The following is a 19,233-nucleotide window of genomic DNA, read 5'->3' on the forward strand; positions in this document are numbered from 1 at the left end:
TCAACGAGTTTCGCCGAAGCAATCGTCGCAGATTGGGGCTGGCATGATAATGGCACCAGTTGTGGTATTGAAAGGCAGGGCTTTATAGAGGTTAAAGATAACTCTGCTAATGGTAATGATAAAAAATTCGATTTTAATATTAATTTACCTGTTGGTATAACTATTTCATCTTGTTGGGATGCAAGTGGAAGTGGCGCAATCCAACAAGTAAACTGTTCGGGTAATAAAATTAAAGGTCGGATAAAAAATGATGTAATTAATGCGACACTTGATTTTGAATTAACGGCTTCTAATAGTAGCCAAAATAATTTTGATTCATATTTATATAATATTGGTGGTAATACAAGCGCTAATAATTGGTCTTCTTTTTGTGATGATTTTGGTGATGCTCCAGCGAGTTACGGTAATTCAAGACATACTTATAATAATGAATCAATTACCATGTGGTTTGGTTCAACTAAACCAGATTATGAGGGAGAGCAGCAATATAGTGATTTAGCTGACCAAGATGATCTTACTGGATCTGATGATGAAAGTGGTATTAATTTACAGCCTTGGCAAGCCGGATTATCTTGTACAGGTTTAACTCAAGATTTAAGTTCAGGTGCTTTATCTAGTCATACCATCATTATGGATGCATCAACATATTGTATTACAATCCCTGTTACTAATGAATCCGATACTGATGCATTGGCTGCGGCATGGTTAGATTGGAATAATAATGGTCAATTTGATAATACTGAGTTAGCTAGAATTGCAACAGGCTTTGCAAATGTGAATGCAGGAGAAACTAATTCGCTCGTCTTTTATTGGGATGATATAACTGCTGCTCAGTTGAATAGTTATATTCGTTTAAGAATAACTAACCAGTCTCAATTTATAAACTCACCTAATCCCACAACTACCTATGAGCTAGGTGAAGCTGAAGATCATTTTTTTGAACGTGCCGATTATGGTGATGCGCCAGACACCTCTATAGGGACTAGCCCCAATAATTATCAAACGATAAACAGTGATAGTGGTGCTAAGCATTTAGCCTCATTTGTTAATAATGTTTATTTAGGCTCACAAAAACCAGATTTTGATTCGGGTATTTTACAATCAATATCAGCTTCGGCTGATAATAATAATGATGTTAATGATGAAGATGGTTTGGTAAGTGCCCCGCCATTGAGTTTATCGAGTGATAGTTATCAGCTAACAGTGATCTGTAATGATTATGACAGTGGTAATGGTGGCGATCAAAATGCAGTTGTTTATGGTTGGGTTGATGCTAATGTCGATGGTGTTTTTGATTCTACCGAAAGAGCCAGTGCAGAATGTATTGATACTTCAGATAATGCGGATGGTAGCGCATCGCTAAGCTTCTCTGGTTTATCTATGACCACAGAAACGGCGACGAGTTATGTTAGGTTACGAATTTGCTCAACGAATGATTGTGATACTGCTATTGGTCGTGCTGAAAATGGTGAAGTTGAAGATTATGCGATGCTTATTAGTGAAGTCGATTATGGCGATGCGCCGGATGATGGTGGCCAACAAAGTTATCATACATTAGCCAGTAATTTAGGAGCTTCACACATATTGGTGGATGATATTTACCTAGGAAATATCGCTCCTGATGCTGATGAAGGAATCTACCAAAGTATTGCGGCAGATTTAGATGATGATAATGAGAATAATGATGAAGATAGTATCACTGCTAATTTAACCTTTCCAAGTTCACGCTCAACTTATACTGTCAATGTAATATGTAATGATAATAATGGTACTGATTTAGGGGCAACAGTACATGCATGGATGGACTTTAATGGCGATGGCTATTTTGCTGTTGATGAATATACTTATGCTGCTTGTATTGATAATAGCGACACTGCAGATGGTAACGCCCGATTAACATGGATTGGAATCAGTAATGTTGTTGCAGGTGATAGCTATTTACGATTACGGATCTCAACAGATACTAGTGTTACTGATGATACAAGTACGGTCTGGGATGAACGTAGTTCTGGATTAATGCTTGATGGGGAAGTTGAAGATCATAGTATTAGTTTTGAACAAGAATATGATTTTGGTGATGCGCCAGATAGTTATTTAAGTTTATTAGCGAGTGGTGGTGCTAGGCATCAACTTGGCGCAAATCGTTATTCATTACATTTAGGCAGTATTGCGGCAGATAGTGAAGATGACGCTTATCAAACCCCAAATAATGCGACCGGTGATGATATCAATGATACTTCAGGAATTGCCTTGGGTAATGATGAAGATGCGGTTATCTTGCTCCCAGGAGTATTTCTTGACAGTACCAGTTATTCGGTAACGTTAATTTGTAATGCACATGATGAGTCTACTGCAATTGATGCACAGGTTTATGGTTGGGTCGACTTTAATGATAATGGTCAATTTGATGTAAACAACAATGAGTTTGCTCAAGCGACTTGTATCGATAGTAGTTTTGCTGTGGATGGCTCTGCTACACTGAATTTCTCAGGATTCACTGTTGCCACGAGTCCAGCTATTAGTTTTGCTCGATTTAGAACAACAACAGATACGCTAACAGATGCTGATTTTGCAGGCGTTGCTAGCGATGGTGAAGTTGAAGATCACCGTATTATTATCGGTTTTCGATTAAGTGGAACAGTATTTGAAGATAGCGGCACTGATACGAGTTTAGGTGCCACAAGTCCATTTTATAACGGTGTGCAAAACGGTACAGAAGCTGGTATTGCGGATGTGGTTATCACTTTATATGATGAGACTGATGGTATTTGTTACTCAGCAGCTACTGATAGTAATGGTGAATATGAGTTTGCAGCATTAGGTGGGCATGAATATAAATTATATGAAACCACAAACGAAGTTGTTCCCATCCCTAGCGTGTGTCCTCCTGCACAAGGTTCTATCAATAATGATGGATTATTGGTTGGTAATACCATTGTTGATCCGCAAGGATATACCTCAAGTTCAGTGAATATTATTGATTTAGGTGTAGTGAATAGTGATCGACCTAATAATAATTTTGCTGATTTTAGTGCTGTCGAGTTTGCGGCTTGTGCAGCTGATGGCTATTTGGCTGTAAATGGCCCTGCTGATTTATATACGGTAGATCTTTTTACTGGTAATACCACAGAAATTGCCCCTAATATTACTAGTACGGCTAATGGTTTTGCTAACTACAATATACATGTCGGTTATTTGATGCAAAAAAATCATTTAGTCGGTGATGTTCGTACTAATAACAATCGTATTATTGCTTTAGTTGATGGTAGTTATAATGTTCATCTACTACCAATTCAGTTGAACAATGGTAATTTAACCTCTTTTGATTTTCATAATGCTGCGATAACAAATGATGGTATTTTATACCTGATGAGTAGTGGTAATTTTATGCTATTGATTGATGTCAATCCTACCAGTGAAAATTACCTACAAGAGGTTGGTCGTCCTACATTAAATTCTGGTTGGGGCACCGCAGATATTGCCATTAATCCAGTGAATAATATTATGTATGGTATGCGTAGAGACGGCCGGTTAAGACGTTTTAATACAGCGACTATGACTGAACTTAGTACCAGAAGGGTAAATCGAGTTCAGCACAACAACAATACTCGCAATTACAATACCAATCATTTTTCTTCAGGTTACGGTGCCTTGTACTTCGATAAGGTCGGTAACTTATATGCGGTTAATAATGGTCGATATAGTCCGCCTAATCCAGATGTTCAAGCACCAGTGTTGCAGATCCCTATTGGTAATGATACTCAGACTAATTATACCGCAACAGTCTTTTCTAGTTTAGGTTTTACCATGGGACTTAATGATGGTGCTCGCTGTCGTTATGCGCCATTAGGCTTAGATTATGGTGATGCGCCAGATAGTTATCAAACTCTAGATGCAAGCGGTGGCCCTTTCCATATTACTCGTAATAATCCTGTCTCGATTGGTGATTTAATTGCTGATAACGATGTTGATGGTCAACCAAATGATACTGCTTCTGGTGATGATAATGGTGGTACCACGCCGGATGATGAAGATGGCTTTGACAATCAAATACGAGTGTTTGTCAATTCAGGCAATAGCACGCTTACTGTTCCAGTCAATAATACGGGTAATAATAATGCGACGTTATATGCTTGGTTGGATATTAATCAAAATAATATATTCGATGCCGACGAGCGAGCGAGTGTCAATGTTCCTGCCAATTCTAATCAAGCGGTAACATTAAATTGGACTGGTTTTACTAATGTTGTTGAAGGAAACTCATTTGCCCGTTTTAGAATATGTACGAATAACGCATCATTAGGCTGTAGCACGGTTGGTGGTCAATCAAGTAATGGTGAGGTTGAAGACCATTCAATTAAAATTATTGAGGGTGTGTTCCCTAATTTAACCTGTGATGGTGCCTTTGTAACGAATAGTAATAACGCTACTAATTATAATTTCCAGCAAATATTAACCCATTCTCTCCCATATGATACGAGCAGTATTACAACGAATTTAACCGGTATGCCGCAATTAAATGCTACCGCATGGGATCCCTCTGCTGGTGTCTTTTATGGTAGCTTTATTGACAGTGATAATCGATTGCATATTGCCACATTTGATAGTCAGGGTAATTTTGTTGATTTAGGTTTACCCGTTGCGAGTGAAAATTTTAGCTATATTGAAGTGGATTCAGGTAATAGTACCTTAGTTCAATCTGGCCAAATAGTGACTGCGCCTACTTATAATGTAGGAGATGAAAGTAAGCTTGCTGAGATGGGAACCATCAGTGAGGATGGCCAATATTACTATATAGGCCATCCTAATATTGCTCAAATTTTAGTTGTGAACCTAAATGATTTTACCATTAATAAAGTCAATTTAAGATTACCCGATATTGGTTTAGTTGTGGGCAGCGGTGCGACTTTACCTTTTGATTCTGATTGGGCTTATGATTCTGATTTAAAACAATTATGGACAACAGATCTTAAAGCGAGAACATTATATAGAATTGATCCTACAACGGGTGGAATTACAACTAATGCTTTAGATTTTATCACCACAATCCCACAGTCGAGTAGTTTCGGCATGATTATGGGGCAAGATAACGATTTTCTTTATCTCTATGCTAATGGCATGTATGACAGTGACTATAATGGCAGTTTAGATACCGATGGTGATGCACTTTTTCAAGTTAATGTTAATTCAAATAAAACATTACTATTAGGCGGTATTAATAATCTAAATTCAGAACATGCTGATGTTGCTGGTTGTATGGTTAGCCCAGCAAGAGATTATGGTGATGCACCGAGTAGTTTTGGTACAGTAAGCCATTTCTTTACTCCTAACGCATTAGGTGAGGTGGAATATTATCTTGGTCAATTATGGGACAGTGAGTTATCACAGTTTTCATCTAGTGATGCGACCTCGGATAATTTAATTAGTTTAGTTGATGAAGATGGTGTTGTTTTCCCTGGTGCCTTATCAGCGGGTAATAACACAATTAAATTAACAGCGAGTCAAAATGGTGTTGTTAACCTTTGGTTGGATTATCAAAATGGCGGGGCTTTTACCAGTGACGAGCAATTATTGACTAATTATAGTGTTGTTGCTGGTGAGCAAGATATTATTATTAATTTAGATAGTAGTAAGCTTGGAAGTTACAGTGGTATTAGTAATGTTCGTATACGCTACTGTGAACAAGACAGTCAATGTGATCAATTTAATGATAGTGAACAAGGTAACTCAGCCGTAAATGGCGAAGTTGAAGATTACCAAATCTGGGTATCAGCAACTGCAATTTCAGCCTTAACTTGCCAAACTAATATCATTATTGATCAATCAGGTACCGATTTTAATTTGTATAAACTGCGCCCTGATAGCTTACCTTTCGCCATTGATACTTTACAGTCACCAGTAACCATCGCTACGTTAACTAGCTTTTCTCATTTTTCTGCACTCGGTCAACACCCAATTAATCACCTTATTTATGGCACAGTCGTTGATACGTCAACGACTGATGGCTTACTTAAATTGGTGATGACAGATCAAAGTGGCAGTAATATTGTCGATTTAGGTCAACTCTATTCAGCAGAAATTCAGCAATTTAATCATGCGATAATGGGGAGTATTGATTTGGCTGAAAACCAAGGATTTGCGACCATTATTGGAGGGACTGATATTGGTGCTGCAACCAGCGCAACAATTGATCCAAGTGGTGATTATCTATACTTACACAATCAAAATTGGCATGACTTTCTGCAAGTCGACTTAATGACCCATCAATTTAAAGTTATAAGTTTTAGTTCGCCATTAAGTGCTATGGGGGGCGATATTGCATTTGGAGCAGATGGCTTAATTTACAGTGTTGATTTACTTAATAATCAATTATTTAGTTTGAGTCCATTAACAGGTCAGATTAATAGCGAAAATTTAGATTGGTTAGGTTCGCTTTCATCATCTAGTCAGTCTGTTGGTTTATTTAGCGATACAGGTGCATTCCTTTATGTTACCAGTGCTGATGGTAATCATGATTTAGATGGCGATGGTGTTGCCGAATATACTGGCTCTGCTATGTATAAAGTGAATGTTTATAATCGTCATATTGTTGCAGTTGGTGCTATGGCGCAGGTTTACTCTAATGCGGCGGACAGTGCAGGTTGTTTTGTGTCAGCTGATTATGGTGATACTGCATTCGATACTGATGGCGCTGCAAGTCATTATTATTTCGATGAAAATAAAGATGGCTTTGCTGATTTTTATTTAGGTAATGCCATTGATACTGAACTTGTTACCGCTAATTCGACCGATGCAACTGGCGATAATCTACGTCAGTTAAACGATGAACAAGGTGTGTCTTTGCCTAATAGTATTACGGTCAATAGTTTAACTTATGTTGATGCTGAAGTAACCGGAGACGTTGGCGTACGTTACAAACTCAATGTTTGGGTTGATCTTAATGGTAATGGTAGTTACCAAGATGCGGGTGAGCAGGTTTTAAATGAGTATGACGTTGATACTGGGCCTAATTCAATACCACTATTACTGCCAGCAGGGCCAACGTCAGGTTATAACGGTGATACCACTATACGCTTTAGATTATGTCAATTAGCTAATCAATGTAATAAACCTGATGACGAAAAACTAGGAGACATTGCACCGAATGGTGAGGTTGAAGATTATCAATTTGAATTAATTAACCAGATTTTATTGAAAGGTTATGTGTTTGAAGATAATAGCCCTACTGCAGGTCAAGCTCATAATGGTATTAAAGATACTGATGAACTTGGCATCGGCGCTATGCTAGTACAAGTACTATACCAAGGTTCAACTCATCCAGATTACAGCTTAGGGGATTTAATTGCTGCAACAACGACCGCTGCCAATGGTGAATACAGCATTACCGTTCCATTAGCATTAGCGGATGATGATGTTGATCTAATTGTGGTTCCACAGGCTAAATGGATTGATATAAGTGAAACATCTGCTGCTATTTTTCCTCAAGTTACAAGTACTTCTGTTACTGATGCAACTTTATCAATTAGGGCTGCTGCAGGTGTTATTTTGACGGGACTGAATTTTGGTAAAGTGCAAGCTCCAACCATGGAGCCGGATCATTTTACCGAAGCTGAGCCCGGTAGTGTAATTGATTATCCACATCGCTTTAATGCATATACGACGGGGACTGTCGATTTGAGAATTGAAAATCGAGTTGCAGCACCTGTCAATGATGATTGGATTGCTAATATTTTTGCTGATGACAATTGTAATGGCGTGATAGATGCTGGTGATGAGGCGATCTCTGCAATAATCAATGTCGATAAAAATAACGGTGAAATTTGTATTATTTCAAACATCAATATTCCGAGTAATGCAACCATTAATAGTCAATATAGTTTCCAAATTGTTGCTGATATGGATTTCGACGATCCCGATTTAACGGGTCACGGGATTACAAGACAAGCGACAAATAATGATGGCGTTAGAGCTTCATTTGCTGGGGCAGGCTCGTTAAAGTTATCCAAGACGGTTGAAAATATTACCCAAGCTACCGGTGTCGGAGTGGTTAATATGGGGCAGCCAGGTGATATTTTGGAGTATGTTATTACTTTTGAAAATCTAGGTTCTGGCGCTATAACTCAAGTTGAATTATTTGATGCAACCCCCGAGTATACAGAGTTGGCGAATATTGTTGATTGTAGTGATACCCTATTACCATCGGGCGTTGGTTGTATGATTGAAACTGGTGATGGTAATAACGAGGTTGGTTATCAAGGAAAGATCAGGTGGGTTCTTTCGGGGGCGGTTATTGCGGGCGCATCAGGAAAATTAGCTTATAGAGTAAAAATCTTATGATTTTATTTTAGAGTATTAATAGCCAAAAATTGACAACCTCTTAACTAGACTTTTAGGGGATGTAAGCTATAACGGTAATACGTTATATTGACAAGTATTAAACCAATTATTTATCAGTATTAGATCCATAACAGGGACGTGTTATATGCCTAATCTACACTCATTACGTGCATGGATAGCACGTGTCTTTATATTGACGCTAGCCCTGATATTAAGTGGTTGTGATAGTGGTTCATTCCTTAATGAAAACAAGCCTATCCCTCCTGAGTTTGCCGTTGATAATATTCAAATCACCCCGATTAATCGCCTTAAAGGCACAGATAAGTTAATGACCCATATTGGGTTTGAACAGCAATTTATTGCCACTAGTCGTATTGACGGTCAATTGCAGTTGATTACAGATAAAGTCACTTGGCACTCTACTAAGGTAAGTGTGGCTCAAATCAATCAAGGTAAGGCGCTTGGCATACAAGTTGGCGATACCATGATTTATGCGAGTTCTGGTGAGGTGCAAAGTAACCGCCTGCAACTTGAAGTGGGTGATGCCACTTACTTTAAATTACAAATTGCGCCTGATGCTGAAGCGCACCCCATAGGTACGCTAGAAAACAAGTTGATTATTGGCGCTCAGCAGCCGTTTACCGCTACAGCTTTGTTCAATGATAATACCAGTTTAAATGTGACCCACGATGCTACTTGGTCCAGTGATGCCGTAGAGATTGCCAGTATAGAGGAAGCTCATGCAACTGCTGTGAGTGAGGGACAAACACAAATTTCAGCCAGTTTAAAAGGGATCAATAGTAATGATATCGCGTTGATTGTGACGCCATATAAGCTAGTTGAGTTACATATTACGCCAGTGGCGACTAAAGTGGCCCAAGGCTCTTATACTGAATTTCATGCCGATGCACGTTATAGCGATAATTCGATGCAGGATGTGACAGGGCAAGTGCAATGGCAAAACAGTAATAGCTCTGTGGCCCAATTTAATGGCAATCAATTAATTGCGCTCAAGGCCGGTGAAACTCAGGTGACCGCGACCATGTTAGGTATGACCAGTGCAGAACAAGCGCAAGTAACGGTTACCGATAGTCCGATGGTGTCATTACAAATTACGCCAGCTAAAGAGAGTGTCGGGATTGGCGGGCAGTTATTTTATTTTGCTAAAGCCACCTATGCTGATGGCTCGACTCAAGATGTGACAAGCCAAGCTGACTGGCAATCATCCGCGCCAGAAGTAGCAGAAGTGATTGCGGGGTATGCGCATTCAATTAGCGCGGGTAGTACTCAAATTACAGCCAGTGTTAACGACATTCGCAGTAACATTGCGGAGTTGGTCGTTAATGATGCCCATTTAGTGGATTTACAAGTTTCACCAGCGAGTCTTAATCTTGCAGTTAATACCACTAAAGATATTGTGGTACATGCCATATATTCCGATGATTCGATTCATGATGTGTCTGATTGGGTCACTTGGAGCAGTAGTGATATTGCGGTGGCTGCAATGGTATCCCATGAAGTTCGCGGGTTGGCTGTCGGCGATACGATTATAACGGCCCACTTTAATGGCATTAACAGTAACACTGCCAGTATAAGGATCTCTGATGCGTTAGTGACAGCTTTGCAAGTGACTCCTGCGCTGCATACGATGACCACTGGCGATAAAATTGATTATCAGGTATTAGCTACTTTTGACGATGATACCAGCCAAGATGTCAGTCATCAGGTCGCATGGTTGGTTGAACAAGTCCATGTTGCAGGTGTTGAGCATGGCCAAGCGGTAGGTCAAGCTGTAGGTAGAACCCCTATTCATGTTCATCTGGATGGTGTTACGAGCAGTGCAACATTAAACATTGCTGATAAATATATTGAATCGATTCAAATCACTCCAGCACAAGCCACCATAGCAGCAGGTACGCAGGTGCATTTTGATGCGATAGCGCATTATAACGATAATAGCTTAGCTGATATTACTGCTCAGGTTAATTGGGTGACCAGTGATACCCATATCGCGACAGTTCTAAGTGGTGATGTTGTGGGGGTTAATGCGGGACAAGTCAATATTAGCGCCAATTATCAAGGGATTAATAGTAATAATGCACAATTAGTGGTGACTAATGCGGTACTGACGGATATTACCGTAACCCCTGCATTATCACAGTTAAATCTCGGTATGACACAAGTTTATCGAGCTTTAGGAACATACAGTGATGGGCATACTCAGGATGTGACTAATGTAGTGCATTGGCAAAGTAGTGCAAGCCATATCGCGACAATCACTCAAGAAGTACAATCCTTAGCTGAATTATCAACAACAGAGACGATTGAGAATAGTCCATTAGGTGATGATGATCATGCTGGCAATGGTGCCGTTGCGACAGCTATTGGCGTAGGTGAAACATTAATTCAGGCTAACTTAGCGGGTATTTACAGTAATCAAGCAAGATTAATGGTTGATGATGCAGTTTTGCTGAGTTTACAAGTGACTCCAGGCTCTGCTGTTATCGCCAAAGGAACTGAGCAATATTATCAGGTGACAGGCGTTTATTCAGATGATTCCAGTGAAGATGTTACTCATTTAGTCAGCTGGTTAAATACCACCCCGAGTGTGGCGACCATTGTTGAAGATCATGTTGTTGCGATTAATGTGGGAAGTACACAACTTACTGCGGTACTGAATAATATCAAGAGTAATCAAGTGGTTTTAGAAGTAAGTTCTGCCGTGATAACCGCATTGCAGATCACCCCAGCCCAAAGCACGATCCCAAATGGAACTGAGCAGTTATACCAAGCGATTGCCTCGTATTCTGATAATAGCACTCAAGATGTAACAGAGCAGGTTGCATGGCAAAGTTCTAATACAGAGATAGTCACCATTCATAGTGGCGATGCACATGCCGTTGCTATAGGGGCTGTGAACATTCAAGCTTTATGGCAGGTATGGTCAGTAATGTCGCAGAGTTAACCGTGTCTTCTGCAACATTAACGTCATTACAATTGACTCCCGCAGAGGTGACGGTGGCAAAGGGCAGTCATCAAGGTTACCACGTGATTGCAACCTATTCAGACTTGTCACAACAAGAAGTGACAGAGCATGTTGATTGGCAGATTAATAAACCCGAGTTAGCCGTAATGGATAACGGTGATCTGCAAACCTTGAACGTAGGACAAGTTGAAGTGGTTGCGAGTGTTGGTGAAATATCCAGTAATATGGCGCAGTTAACCATTAGTGATGCGCAAATGCTAGGGTTACAAATTACGCCATCGGAGAATCAAATCGCCAAAGGGACAGACTTAGTTTATAGCGCTCAGGCAGTATTCAGTGATGGCAGCGTTCAAGATGTTTCTCAATCCGTATCATGGATATCGTCAACGCCACAGATTGCAACAATTAATCAAGGTGTTGCTCATGCAGAAATGACTGGAACGACTGAAATAGTTGCTAAGCTTGATGGTAAGACAAGTAACATTGCTCAGCTTGCTGTGACACAAGCCACACTTGATAAAATACAAGTTTCGCCAGCTAATGTCAGTATTGCGTTAGGTGTAGAGCAAGATTTTAGTGCAATAGGAACATACAGTGATAATAGCACCCAAGATCTAACTGATGTAGTGGCATGGGATAGTAGTCAAAATATCATTGCGACGGTAGTTGGGGGGCATTTGCTCTCGGTGGCGAAAGGACAAACTCTAGTTAGTGCAAATTATCAAGGTGTGGCAAGTAACGATGCCAATGTGACTGTCACCGATAAAAAAGTGATTAAGTTACAGCTAGCACCAACGGATATCAGTGTGATTAAAGGACGGAGTCAAGTGCTCGAAGTGAAGGCCACTTATACCGATGGCAGTACTCGTTTTATTACTGATGAAGTGAGCTGGAATGTGAGTTCACCTAACGCAATCAGTATCATTAATGGCATTTTAGTTGGAACAACCGTTGGCACTACAACTGTAACGGCTTACTGGGGACAAGATGATATTTCCAGTAATAATATTGAGGTTAGTGTCACCGCTGCAGTATTAGAGTCGCTTTCGGTTTACCCTGAAACAGAAGTGGTAAAAATTGGCACTGAAAAACGTATTACAGCAACAGGTCTATATTCTGATAGCAGTGAGGTAGATTTGACGGATAGCGTAAGCTGGACCAGTGATAATCCCTTAATCGCTACAGTGGTTAACGGTCGAGTTAATGGTGTGAAAGTGGGTGATGTGACTGTGCATGCCGTTATAGGCCAGTTATATGCACAGGCACAACTGAGTGTTGAGCACGATATCTTGGTTGATATTATCATTTCACCTAATTTAGTTGATATTCCATTAGGTACCGAACAACAATTTGTCGCCACTGCAGTATATAAAGGCGGAGAAAGTGAAGTCTTAACGGCCGCAGATGGTATTTCATGGTCAACAGATTCAGCTCATTTGAGTATCAGTGCTGATGGTGTTGCCGTGGCAAATACGGCAAGTGCAACGCCTATTACGGTTTCAGTAACGAAAGGTAATATTGTTGGTCACACTACAGTGAATATTACTAATGCTGTGGCAAAGTCTGTTGAAATACGACAGACATTGCCAACAACTACGAAGATTTTAACTGTTGGTAGTTCTCGAGAAACCTTAGCATTTGCAACGTTAACTGATGATAGTGTGATCGATGTCACTCGCACAGCTTATTGGTATGAAGACTCTAATTCGTCATATACCACTGTGAGTAAAGGACAGGTTATTGCTGTTGCCCAAGGTGTCAGTAGAATTACAGCAAAATATCAAGGTGTTATGTCATCTAACCATCTTGAAATGACCATTGTAGCACCTCAAAATCTACCTTGTGCGACACCTGAAATTACGATTGATGGTTTAACTTTTATGTGTATGCCGAGTTTTGAACCTGCTACATACCCTATAGTTGGTACAGGATACCCATCACCGAATGGCATGATTATCTCAAGAGATAATTTACAAGCGGCGAAAAATAATTGTGCTTCAATGGGGGCTCGATTACCGACTATGTCGGAGCTGAATAATTTTAAAATTAAATCAGCACCGAGAATTAATAAGAATTACGGTAACGTATATAGTCGTTATGGCTGGCAAACGGATGTATGGTATTGGACATCAACGCCTTATAGTGAACAAAATCAAGGTGTTCATAAAGTATTAAATATGTATACAGGTTCACAATACGTGCGCTCTATTTATGAAAATAGATTTGCATGGAGTTGTGTCAAAGAAAACTAGATAGTCATTATTATGAGTAATAGCCGATAGTGATATCGGCTATTTTTTTAGAACAAGCATTTAGTCATAGGGATGCAGTCTAATTGAAACCCTCTTGGGGATTGATATTGGCTAACGGTATCACCAATAAAGCCGCACTTTCTATAAAATGGTGCAGCATTTAAAGTAGCCTCTAGACTGATTTGTTTAATGCCTATAGCGATGGCTTGTTGTTCCAAAAATGTAAGTATGGCCGATGCTATACCTTGTCGCATAAAATTGGGATGTACGAAAATGGCATCAACTTTACCCTGTTTGAGATCGATCATACCTGTTGCCGAAATCTGCTCGTTTACCACACATAGATAATAATGCTGTTGTACATCGGCAATAAACTCAGGACTCATTTCGCCTGCTGTCCAACATTGTAAAAGCTGATTATCATAATGGTGAATACAATGTGCCCAAATAGCTTGATGACGAATTTGATAAGCAGACTCGGCATGGCTAGCATTGGCTTTAATTATTTTCATAAAACCTGCTTATGATACATGTTGGTACATTTGTGGCTTATTTAAGTGATTAACGTAGCATGTTTTTTATAAGATATCTTAGCGATCACGAATATAGTAAATGTTTACATAAATTAGATTGACTTCAAAAAAATACACTGCATAGTTATACCCAAACTACTTGAGGTTGCAGTATTCAGTGGGAATTTAACGTACTTTAGACAAGGCATTGATTGCCGTTAATGGTTATTCCCTTATCAAAATCAATAACACAGTATAAAGCATGTTAAAACCCATCAAAGAAAGCTTTAAGCAAGTCCACTTCGTTGTTGCATCGATTTAAAAGGGAATGCCATTCCTGCATAGATGCGCCTATAGTTGAACTTGCTTAAGTGCTTCTGAAAGTCGCAATTTCAGGTCGTTTGGGTATGATCTAGTAAATTTGCAAATGATTCGATAGTCACTGACTGACTAGTTTTTCGGAGCGTTAAATGCTTGACTCAATTTCGACAATTTTGATGGCTTTATGGCATCAAGATTTTGCCGCATTATTAGCACCTGGCAGTGCAACGTTAATCTACATGGTGGTTGGTGGACTGATACTACTTGAAAGTGGTTTTATTCCAGCAGCGCCTTTCCCTTGTGACAGCGTCGTCGTGCTATCAGGCACACTTGCTGCGGTAGGGGTACTAAATCCACTCGCAATCTTGGCGGTGATCATTATTTGTGCGGCACTAGGTAGCTGGTTAGCTTATCTACAAGGTCGTTGGCTTAATCGTTTACCTAGAGTACAGAGTTGGGTTAATGCTGTACCATCTAATCGCTTAGCAACTGTTGATAAGTTATTAATGCGTCATGGATTAGTGGCATTATTTACGGCTCGTTTCATTCCTGTCGTACGCTCATTATTACCGTTAATGATGGGAATGCGTGTGAGTGAAGCGCCTAAATTCCACTATTTTTCATGGTTAAGCGCGGTTTTATGGACATTTTTATTGGTCGGCATAGGTTTCAGCTTACCGAGTTTACCAGAGCCAATCAGTAAAGCGGTCACCATGGGGCTAATGGCGGCACCCGTCATCACTTTAACTATTGCTGTATCGAGCGCTATTATCTTTAAAGTGCGTAAGATGATGCAAAACCGCTCAGTTCAATAGCGTTTAAAAAATAAATAGAAAAAGCCAAATACGAGGAATCATATTTGGCTTTTTTGTTTAGTGCAATACGGTTTGGGATTGTCAATCTACATGATGTAAACGCGGCAGTTTAATTGATAGAACAGCCGCGAATACGATAAATGCCGTCGAGATCCACAAACAAGCTGTTAATCCATAGGTTTGATAAATCCAGCCAGATAATACCGTGCCGATTAATCGCCCCATCGCATTAGCCATATAATAAAAGCCCACATCAAGCGACACTCCATCTGCTTTTGCATAACTGACAATTAAGTAACTATGCAGTGATGAGTTAATCGCAAATACAGCGCCAAACAGCAGTAGTCCGATTAATAAAGATGACTCTATATGCCATTGCAGTGTTAATAGGCTAGCCATTAGTGCCGGAATAAAGGCCAGTAGGCTAGCCCAATTGAGTGCACTTTTGCCATCAGGAATACGGCCTTGTCGTTTGCCGGTAAAGTAGGGAGCAAAGCTCTGTACCAGTCCATAGCCAATTACCCATAACGCCATAAAACCACCGACATACCAGTGATTCCAATCAAATATACTGGCTAAATAAACGGGTAAGGCGATAACAAACCAGACATCACGTGCCCCAAATAAAAACATTCGTGCTGCTGAAAGGTAATTTATGGCACTGCTTTTTGAAAAAATATCTTTGAATTTGGGCTTGGATTTAGCCTGACCTAGCGATTGCGTTAGCGTTAAGATGCTAAATAACCATATCATCACCAGTGCGATTAACATAGCGAGAATAGCATATTGGAAGCCGACTAAACTCAATAACGCACCGCCAACAAAAAAACCACCACCTTTAAGGGCATTTTTAGAACCCGTAAGTAGGGCTATCCATTGATACAGCTTACCTTCAGCATTTTCTGGCACTAATAATTTGATACAACTTTTAGCACTCATCTTGTTGAGATCTTTAGCGATCCCTGATAATGCTTGAGCTGCCATGACCCATAAAACCGTTAAGCTGGTGGCAGGGACGAGTAGCATGGCTAAGGCGACTATTTGCAAAAATAGGCCAATATTCATGGTACGGTTTAAGCCCCATTTTGCGCCTAAGTAACCACCAAATAAGTTAGTGAGTACTCCAAAGACCTCATAAAATACAAATAGCATTGCAATGTTAAGTGGACTATAACCCAGTTGATGAAAATGCAATACGACCAGCATACGTAATGCGCCATCAGTGATTGTGAAAGCCCAATAGTTGCCCGTAATAATCATATATTGACGGATTTCATTTGGTATTTGGGATAGTTGCATAGCGTTAGTTTGCTTGGTCTTGTAAGCCAACTAATTTGGCCAGTTCTGCTGCACGATTGGCATAGCCCCACTCATTGTCATACCAAGCATAAATTTTGACTTGGGTGTCATTAACAACCATGGTTGATAATGCATCAATGATACTTGAGTGCGGATCAGTTTTATAATCAATTGAAACTAAAGGTCGTTCTTCATAGCCTAAAATGCCGTTTAATTCTGTCATAGCGGCTTGCTTGAGAAGTTGGTTTACCTCTGCAGCTGTAGTCGCTCGTTTAACTTCAAAAACACAGTCTGTGATTGAAGCGTTAGCTAACGGAACCCGGATGGCGTGGCCATTTAATTTCCCGGTTAATTCAGGGAAAATATGAGTAATTGCGGTGGCAGAACCTGTCGTAGTTGGAATTAAGCTTGTACCACATGAGCGGGCGCGGCGCAGATCTTTATGCGGCGCATCTAAAATAGTTTGGGTATTGGTAATATTATGAATAGTGGTCATTGAACCATGCTTAATACCTAAGCTTTCATTAATGACTTTTACAACGGGTGCTAAGCAGTTAGTCGTACAAGATGCCGCTGTGACGATGGGGTGTTTAGCTTTATCATATAAATGTTGATTTATTCCCATTACAATATTGAGAACACCATCTTCTTTTACCGGTGCAGTGACAACAACGCGTTTTACACCTTGATCAAGGTAAGCTTGTAATAAGGCTTTGGTTTTCATTTTACCTGATGCTTCAATGACAACATCGCATTGAGACCAATCTGTTTCATTAATGGCGCTATTTTGGCTATAACCGATAGTGTGATCAGCAATGATAAGTTGTTCATTAACGGCGTCAACTTGATGGTGCCAGCGGCCATGAATTGAATCAAAATTAACTAAATGAGCGAGAGTTGCTGCATCACCGGCAGGATCATTAATATGGATAAATTCAACTTCTGGCCAATCAAAAGCCGCTCTAAAGGCTAATCGCCCCATTCGGCCAAAACCATTAATTCCGATTTTAATTGTCATCTTATTTTTCCTTTAAATGAATTAGCAGCAGCTTTGTCTGATTTCTGAACGTGAGCCCATTTGCTTTAAACGTGAGTTATCTTCATCAATAAACCTTACGTTGTGCGCTAGCGTGAGCTCAATGACTTGTTGCGCCCATTGGCTTAATTGCGGATCGATTTGATAAAAAATCCAGATGCCTTGGCGGCGATCTTTTAGTAAACCGCATTGCCTGAGTTGAGCAAGATGTCGCGAAACCTTGGGTTGGCTTAATGCTAATGCAGTGGTGAGTTCGCAAACACATAACTCTTGATGTTGCTGAATTAACAACAATAATTTTAAGCGAGTATTGTCAGCTAAACATTTATAGAATTGCACGCAGTCCATTAGCTTTCCATGTTGGTTATGATGCAAATATCATATATGGAAAAACGTATATGTAAAAGGTAAAAGTTATCAACTTCAAAAAATGATGGATCAGGCTAGTTCTGCTCTCCATAGCCATTACCACCTTGCCTTTTAATCTTGTACATAGCGCAGTCTGCATCATGTAACAGAGTATCTGGATTCGTGTATTCTTCATCAGCGAAGGCGATGCCTATACTTAGAGATGGCTGCCAATAGATATTTTTTTCAGACTTAAATGTCGGACATTGTGTTTGTAAGTTTTGGGCCAGTTTATGTACTTGCTGTTTATCTTTATTGCAGCAGATAATGAGAAACTCATCGCCACCTAAGCGACAAATAATGTCATCAGGATGGACTGTCTTGCAGAGGTGGGCGCTAATGTGTTTAATGAGGTCGTCACCAATGGCATGGCCAAATTGATCATTGACCTGCTTAAATTTATCCATATCAATGATGATAATGGCCAGTAGATTTTCAGGCTGAATGGGAAATTTAGTTTGCAGATAACTCATTGCAAAACGGCGGTTATATAAATTGGTAAGATAGTCGTTATTAGACCAGGTCTCTAGGTTTTTATTGAGCCGCTCTAATTTTGCAGTACGCTGTTTAACGCGTAATTCAAGTTTATTATTGAGCTCGGTAAGCTCATTATTACGACTATAAATCACACTAAAAAAACGCTTTAAAGTCACCAATAATGGATTGTAATTATTGGGATAGTATTTGGCGTCAATGTCGAAAGATTCTTTGGCACTGTGACCACTAGTTATCAGAGATATTTGACGCGACATTTGTATGTCGACAGTCAAAATATGTTCAATTAGCCAAGTAATTAAAAACTCGGCAACTTGATATAAAGATTGTTGTTTAATATTATTAATGTCTGCATTAAAGAATTGCGAAAGTACTGCAATAAAATCTTGATGAGCATTGACATGGTTCTCATAATGGCGAACGTCAATGCCTTCTTTGAGCATCAAGTCTTCTTCATCTTTAAAGTGTGAAAGGGTGTAATCTTTCAGAGAGTGTTGTAACGTTTTTATACTTTCACGATCAATTATATTATCTGAAAAAATGGCACAAACCAGCTGATTAGTTAGATCAACTAGGTTTTTATGTTGGTTATCAATAACATCTATATTGATGATGAATTGCTCATCCCATTTAAAAATATCTTCATGTTCTAATTGGTTGTTATGCATGGCAACTCTTTTAATGTACTAGATAATAAATGTTAATGGTCAGTTTTATTTTCTGAAGTTAATTTATTTTATAAATTAACAGAGTGTTATTTTATATTGATAAC

Annotated in this window: 9 protein-coding genes; 4 read left to right on the forward strand and 5 right to left on the reverse strand. The window is 39.5% G+C overall.

Translation table 11 applies throughout. The annotated features are described in order from the left end of the window. The 3 genes from JCM15074_RS16040 to JCM15074_RS16050 form a co-directional block, all read left to right on the forward strand. On the forward strand, positions 1 to 8,337 hold an 8,337-nt coding region (locus JCM15074_RS16040; RefSeq protein ID WP_025822397.1), incomplete at its 5' end, for a GEVED domain-containing protein. Between the two features lie 145 nt (positions 8,338 to 8,482). Next, on the forward strand, positions 8,483 to 11,302 hold the full coding sequence (locus tag JCM15074_RS16045; RefSeq protein WP_025822399.1) for an Ig-like domain-containing protein: 2,820 nt from the start codon (positions 8,483 to 8,485) through the stop codon (positions 11,300 to 11,302). After that, on the forward strand, positions 11,269 to 13,575 hold the full coding sequence (locus JCM15074_RS16050; protein ID WP_037469869.1) for an Ig-like domain-containing protein: 2,307 nt from the start codon (positions 11,269 to 11,271) through the stop codon (positions 13,573 to 13,575). The genes JCM15074_RS16045 and JCM15074_RS16050 overlap by 34 nt, the downstream gene beginning before the upstream one ends. 47 nt (positions 13,576 to 13,622) lie before the next feature. Here JCM15074_RS16050 and JCM15074_RS16055 read toward each other — a convergent pair whose 3' ends face one another. Continuing rightward, a complete protein-coding gene (locus JCM15074_RS16055; protein ID WP_025822403.1) occupies positions 13,623 to 14,087 on the reverse strand; it encodes a GNAT family N-acetyltransferase in 465 nt (154 codons plus the stop codon). Positions 14,088 to 14,557: 470 nt separating this feature from the next. Between JCM15074_RS16055 and JCM15074_RS16060 the strand changes: the two genes are divergently transcribed. Next, on the forward strand, positions 14,558 to 15,223 hold the full coding sequence (locus JCM15074_RS16060; RefSeq protein WP_025822405.1) for a DedA family protein: 666 nt from the start codon (positions 14,558 to 14,560) through the stop codon (positions 15,221 to 15,223). A gap of 81 nt (positions 15,224 to 15,304) precedes the next feature. On the opposite strand, the gene arsJ is transcribed toward JCM15074_RS16060, so the two are convergent. The 4 genes from arsJ to JCM15074_RS16080 form a co-directional block, all read right to left on the reverse strand. After that, on the reverse strand, positions 15,305 to 16,522 hold the full coding sequence (gene arsJ, locus JCM15074_RS16065; protein WP_025822407.1) for an organoarsenical effux MFS transporter ArsJ: 1,218 nt from the start codon (positions 16,520 to 16,522) through the stop codon (positions 15,305 to 15,307). Between the two features lie 4 nt (positions 16,523 to 16,526). Further along, on the reverse strand, positions 16,527 to 17,540 hold the full coding sequence (locus JCM15074_RS16070; RefSeq protein ID WP_025822409.1) for an ArsJ-associated glyceraldehyde-3-phosphate dehydrogenase: 1,014 nt from the start codon (positions 17,538 to 17,540) through the stop codon (positions 16,527 to 16,529). A gap of 21 nt (positions 17,541 to 17,561) precedes the next feature. Further along, positions 17,562 to 17,906, reverse strand: a complete 345-nt coding sequence (locus tag JCM15074_RS16075) for a metalloregulator ArsR/SmtB family transcription factor (RefSeq protein ID WP_025822411.1) — start codon at positions 17,904 to 17,906, stop codon at positions 17,562 to 17,564. Positions 17,907 to 18,001: 95 nt separating this feature from the next. Continuing rightward, positions 18,002 to 19,129: a GGDEF domain-containing protein gene (locus JCM15074_RS16080; protein WP_025822413.1), complete on the reverse strand. Its 1,128-nt coding sequence runs from the start codon at positions 19,127 to 19,129 to the stop codon at positions 18,002 to 18,004. Positions 19,130 to 19,233 lie beyond the last annotated feature (104 nt).

The sequence above is a fragment of the Shewanella marina JCM 15074 genome (genome assembly GCF_000614975.1).
GTDB lineage: Bacteria > Pseudomonadota > Gammaproteobacteria > Enterobacterales > Shewanellaceae > Shewanella > Shewanella marina.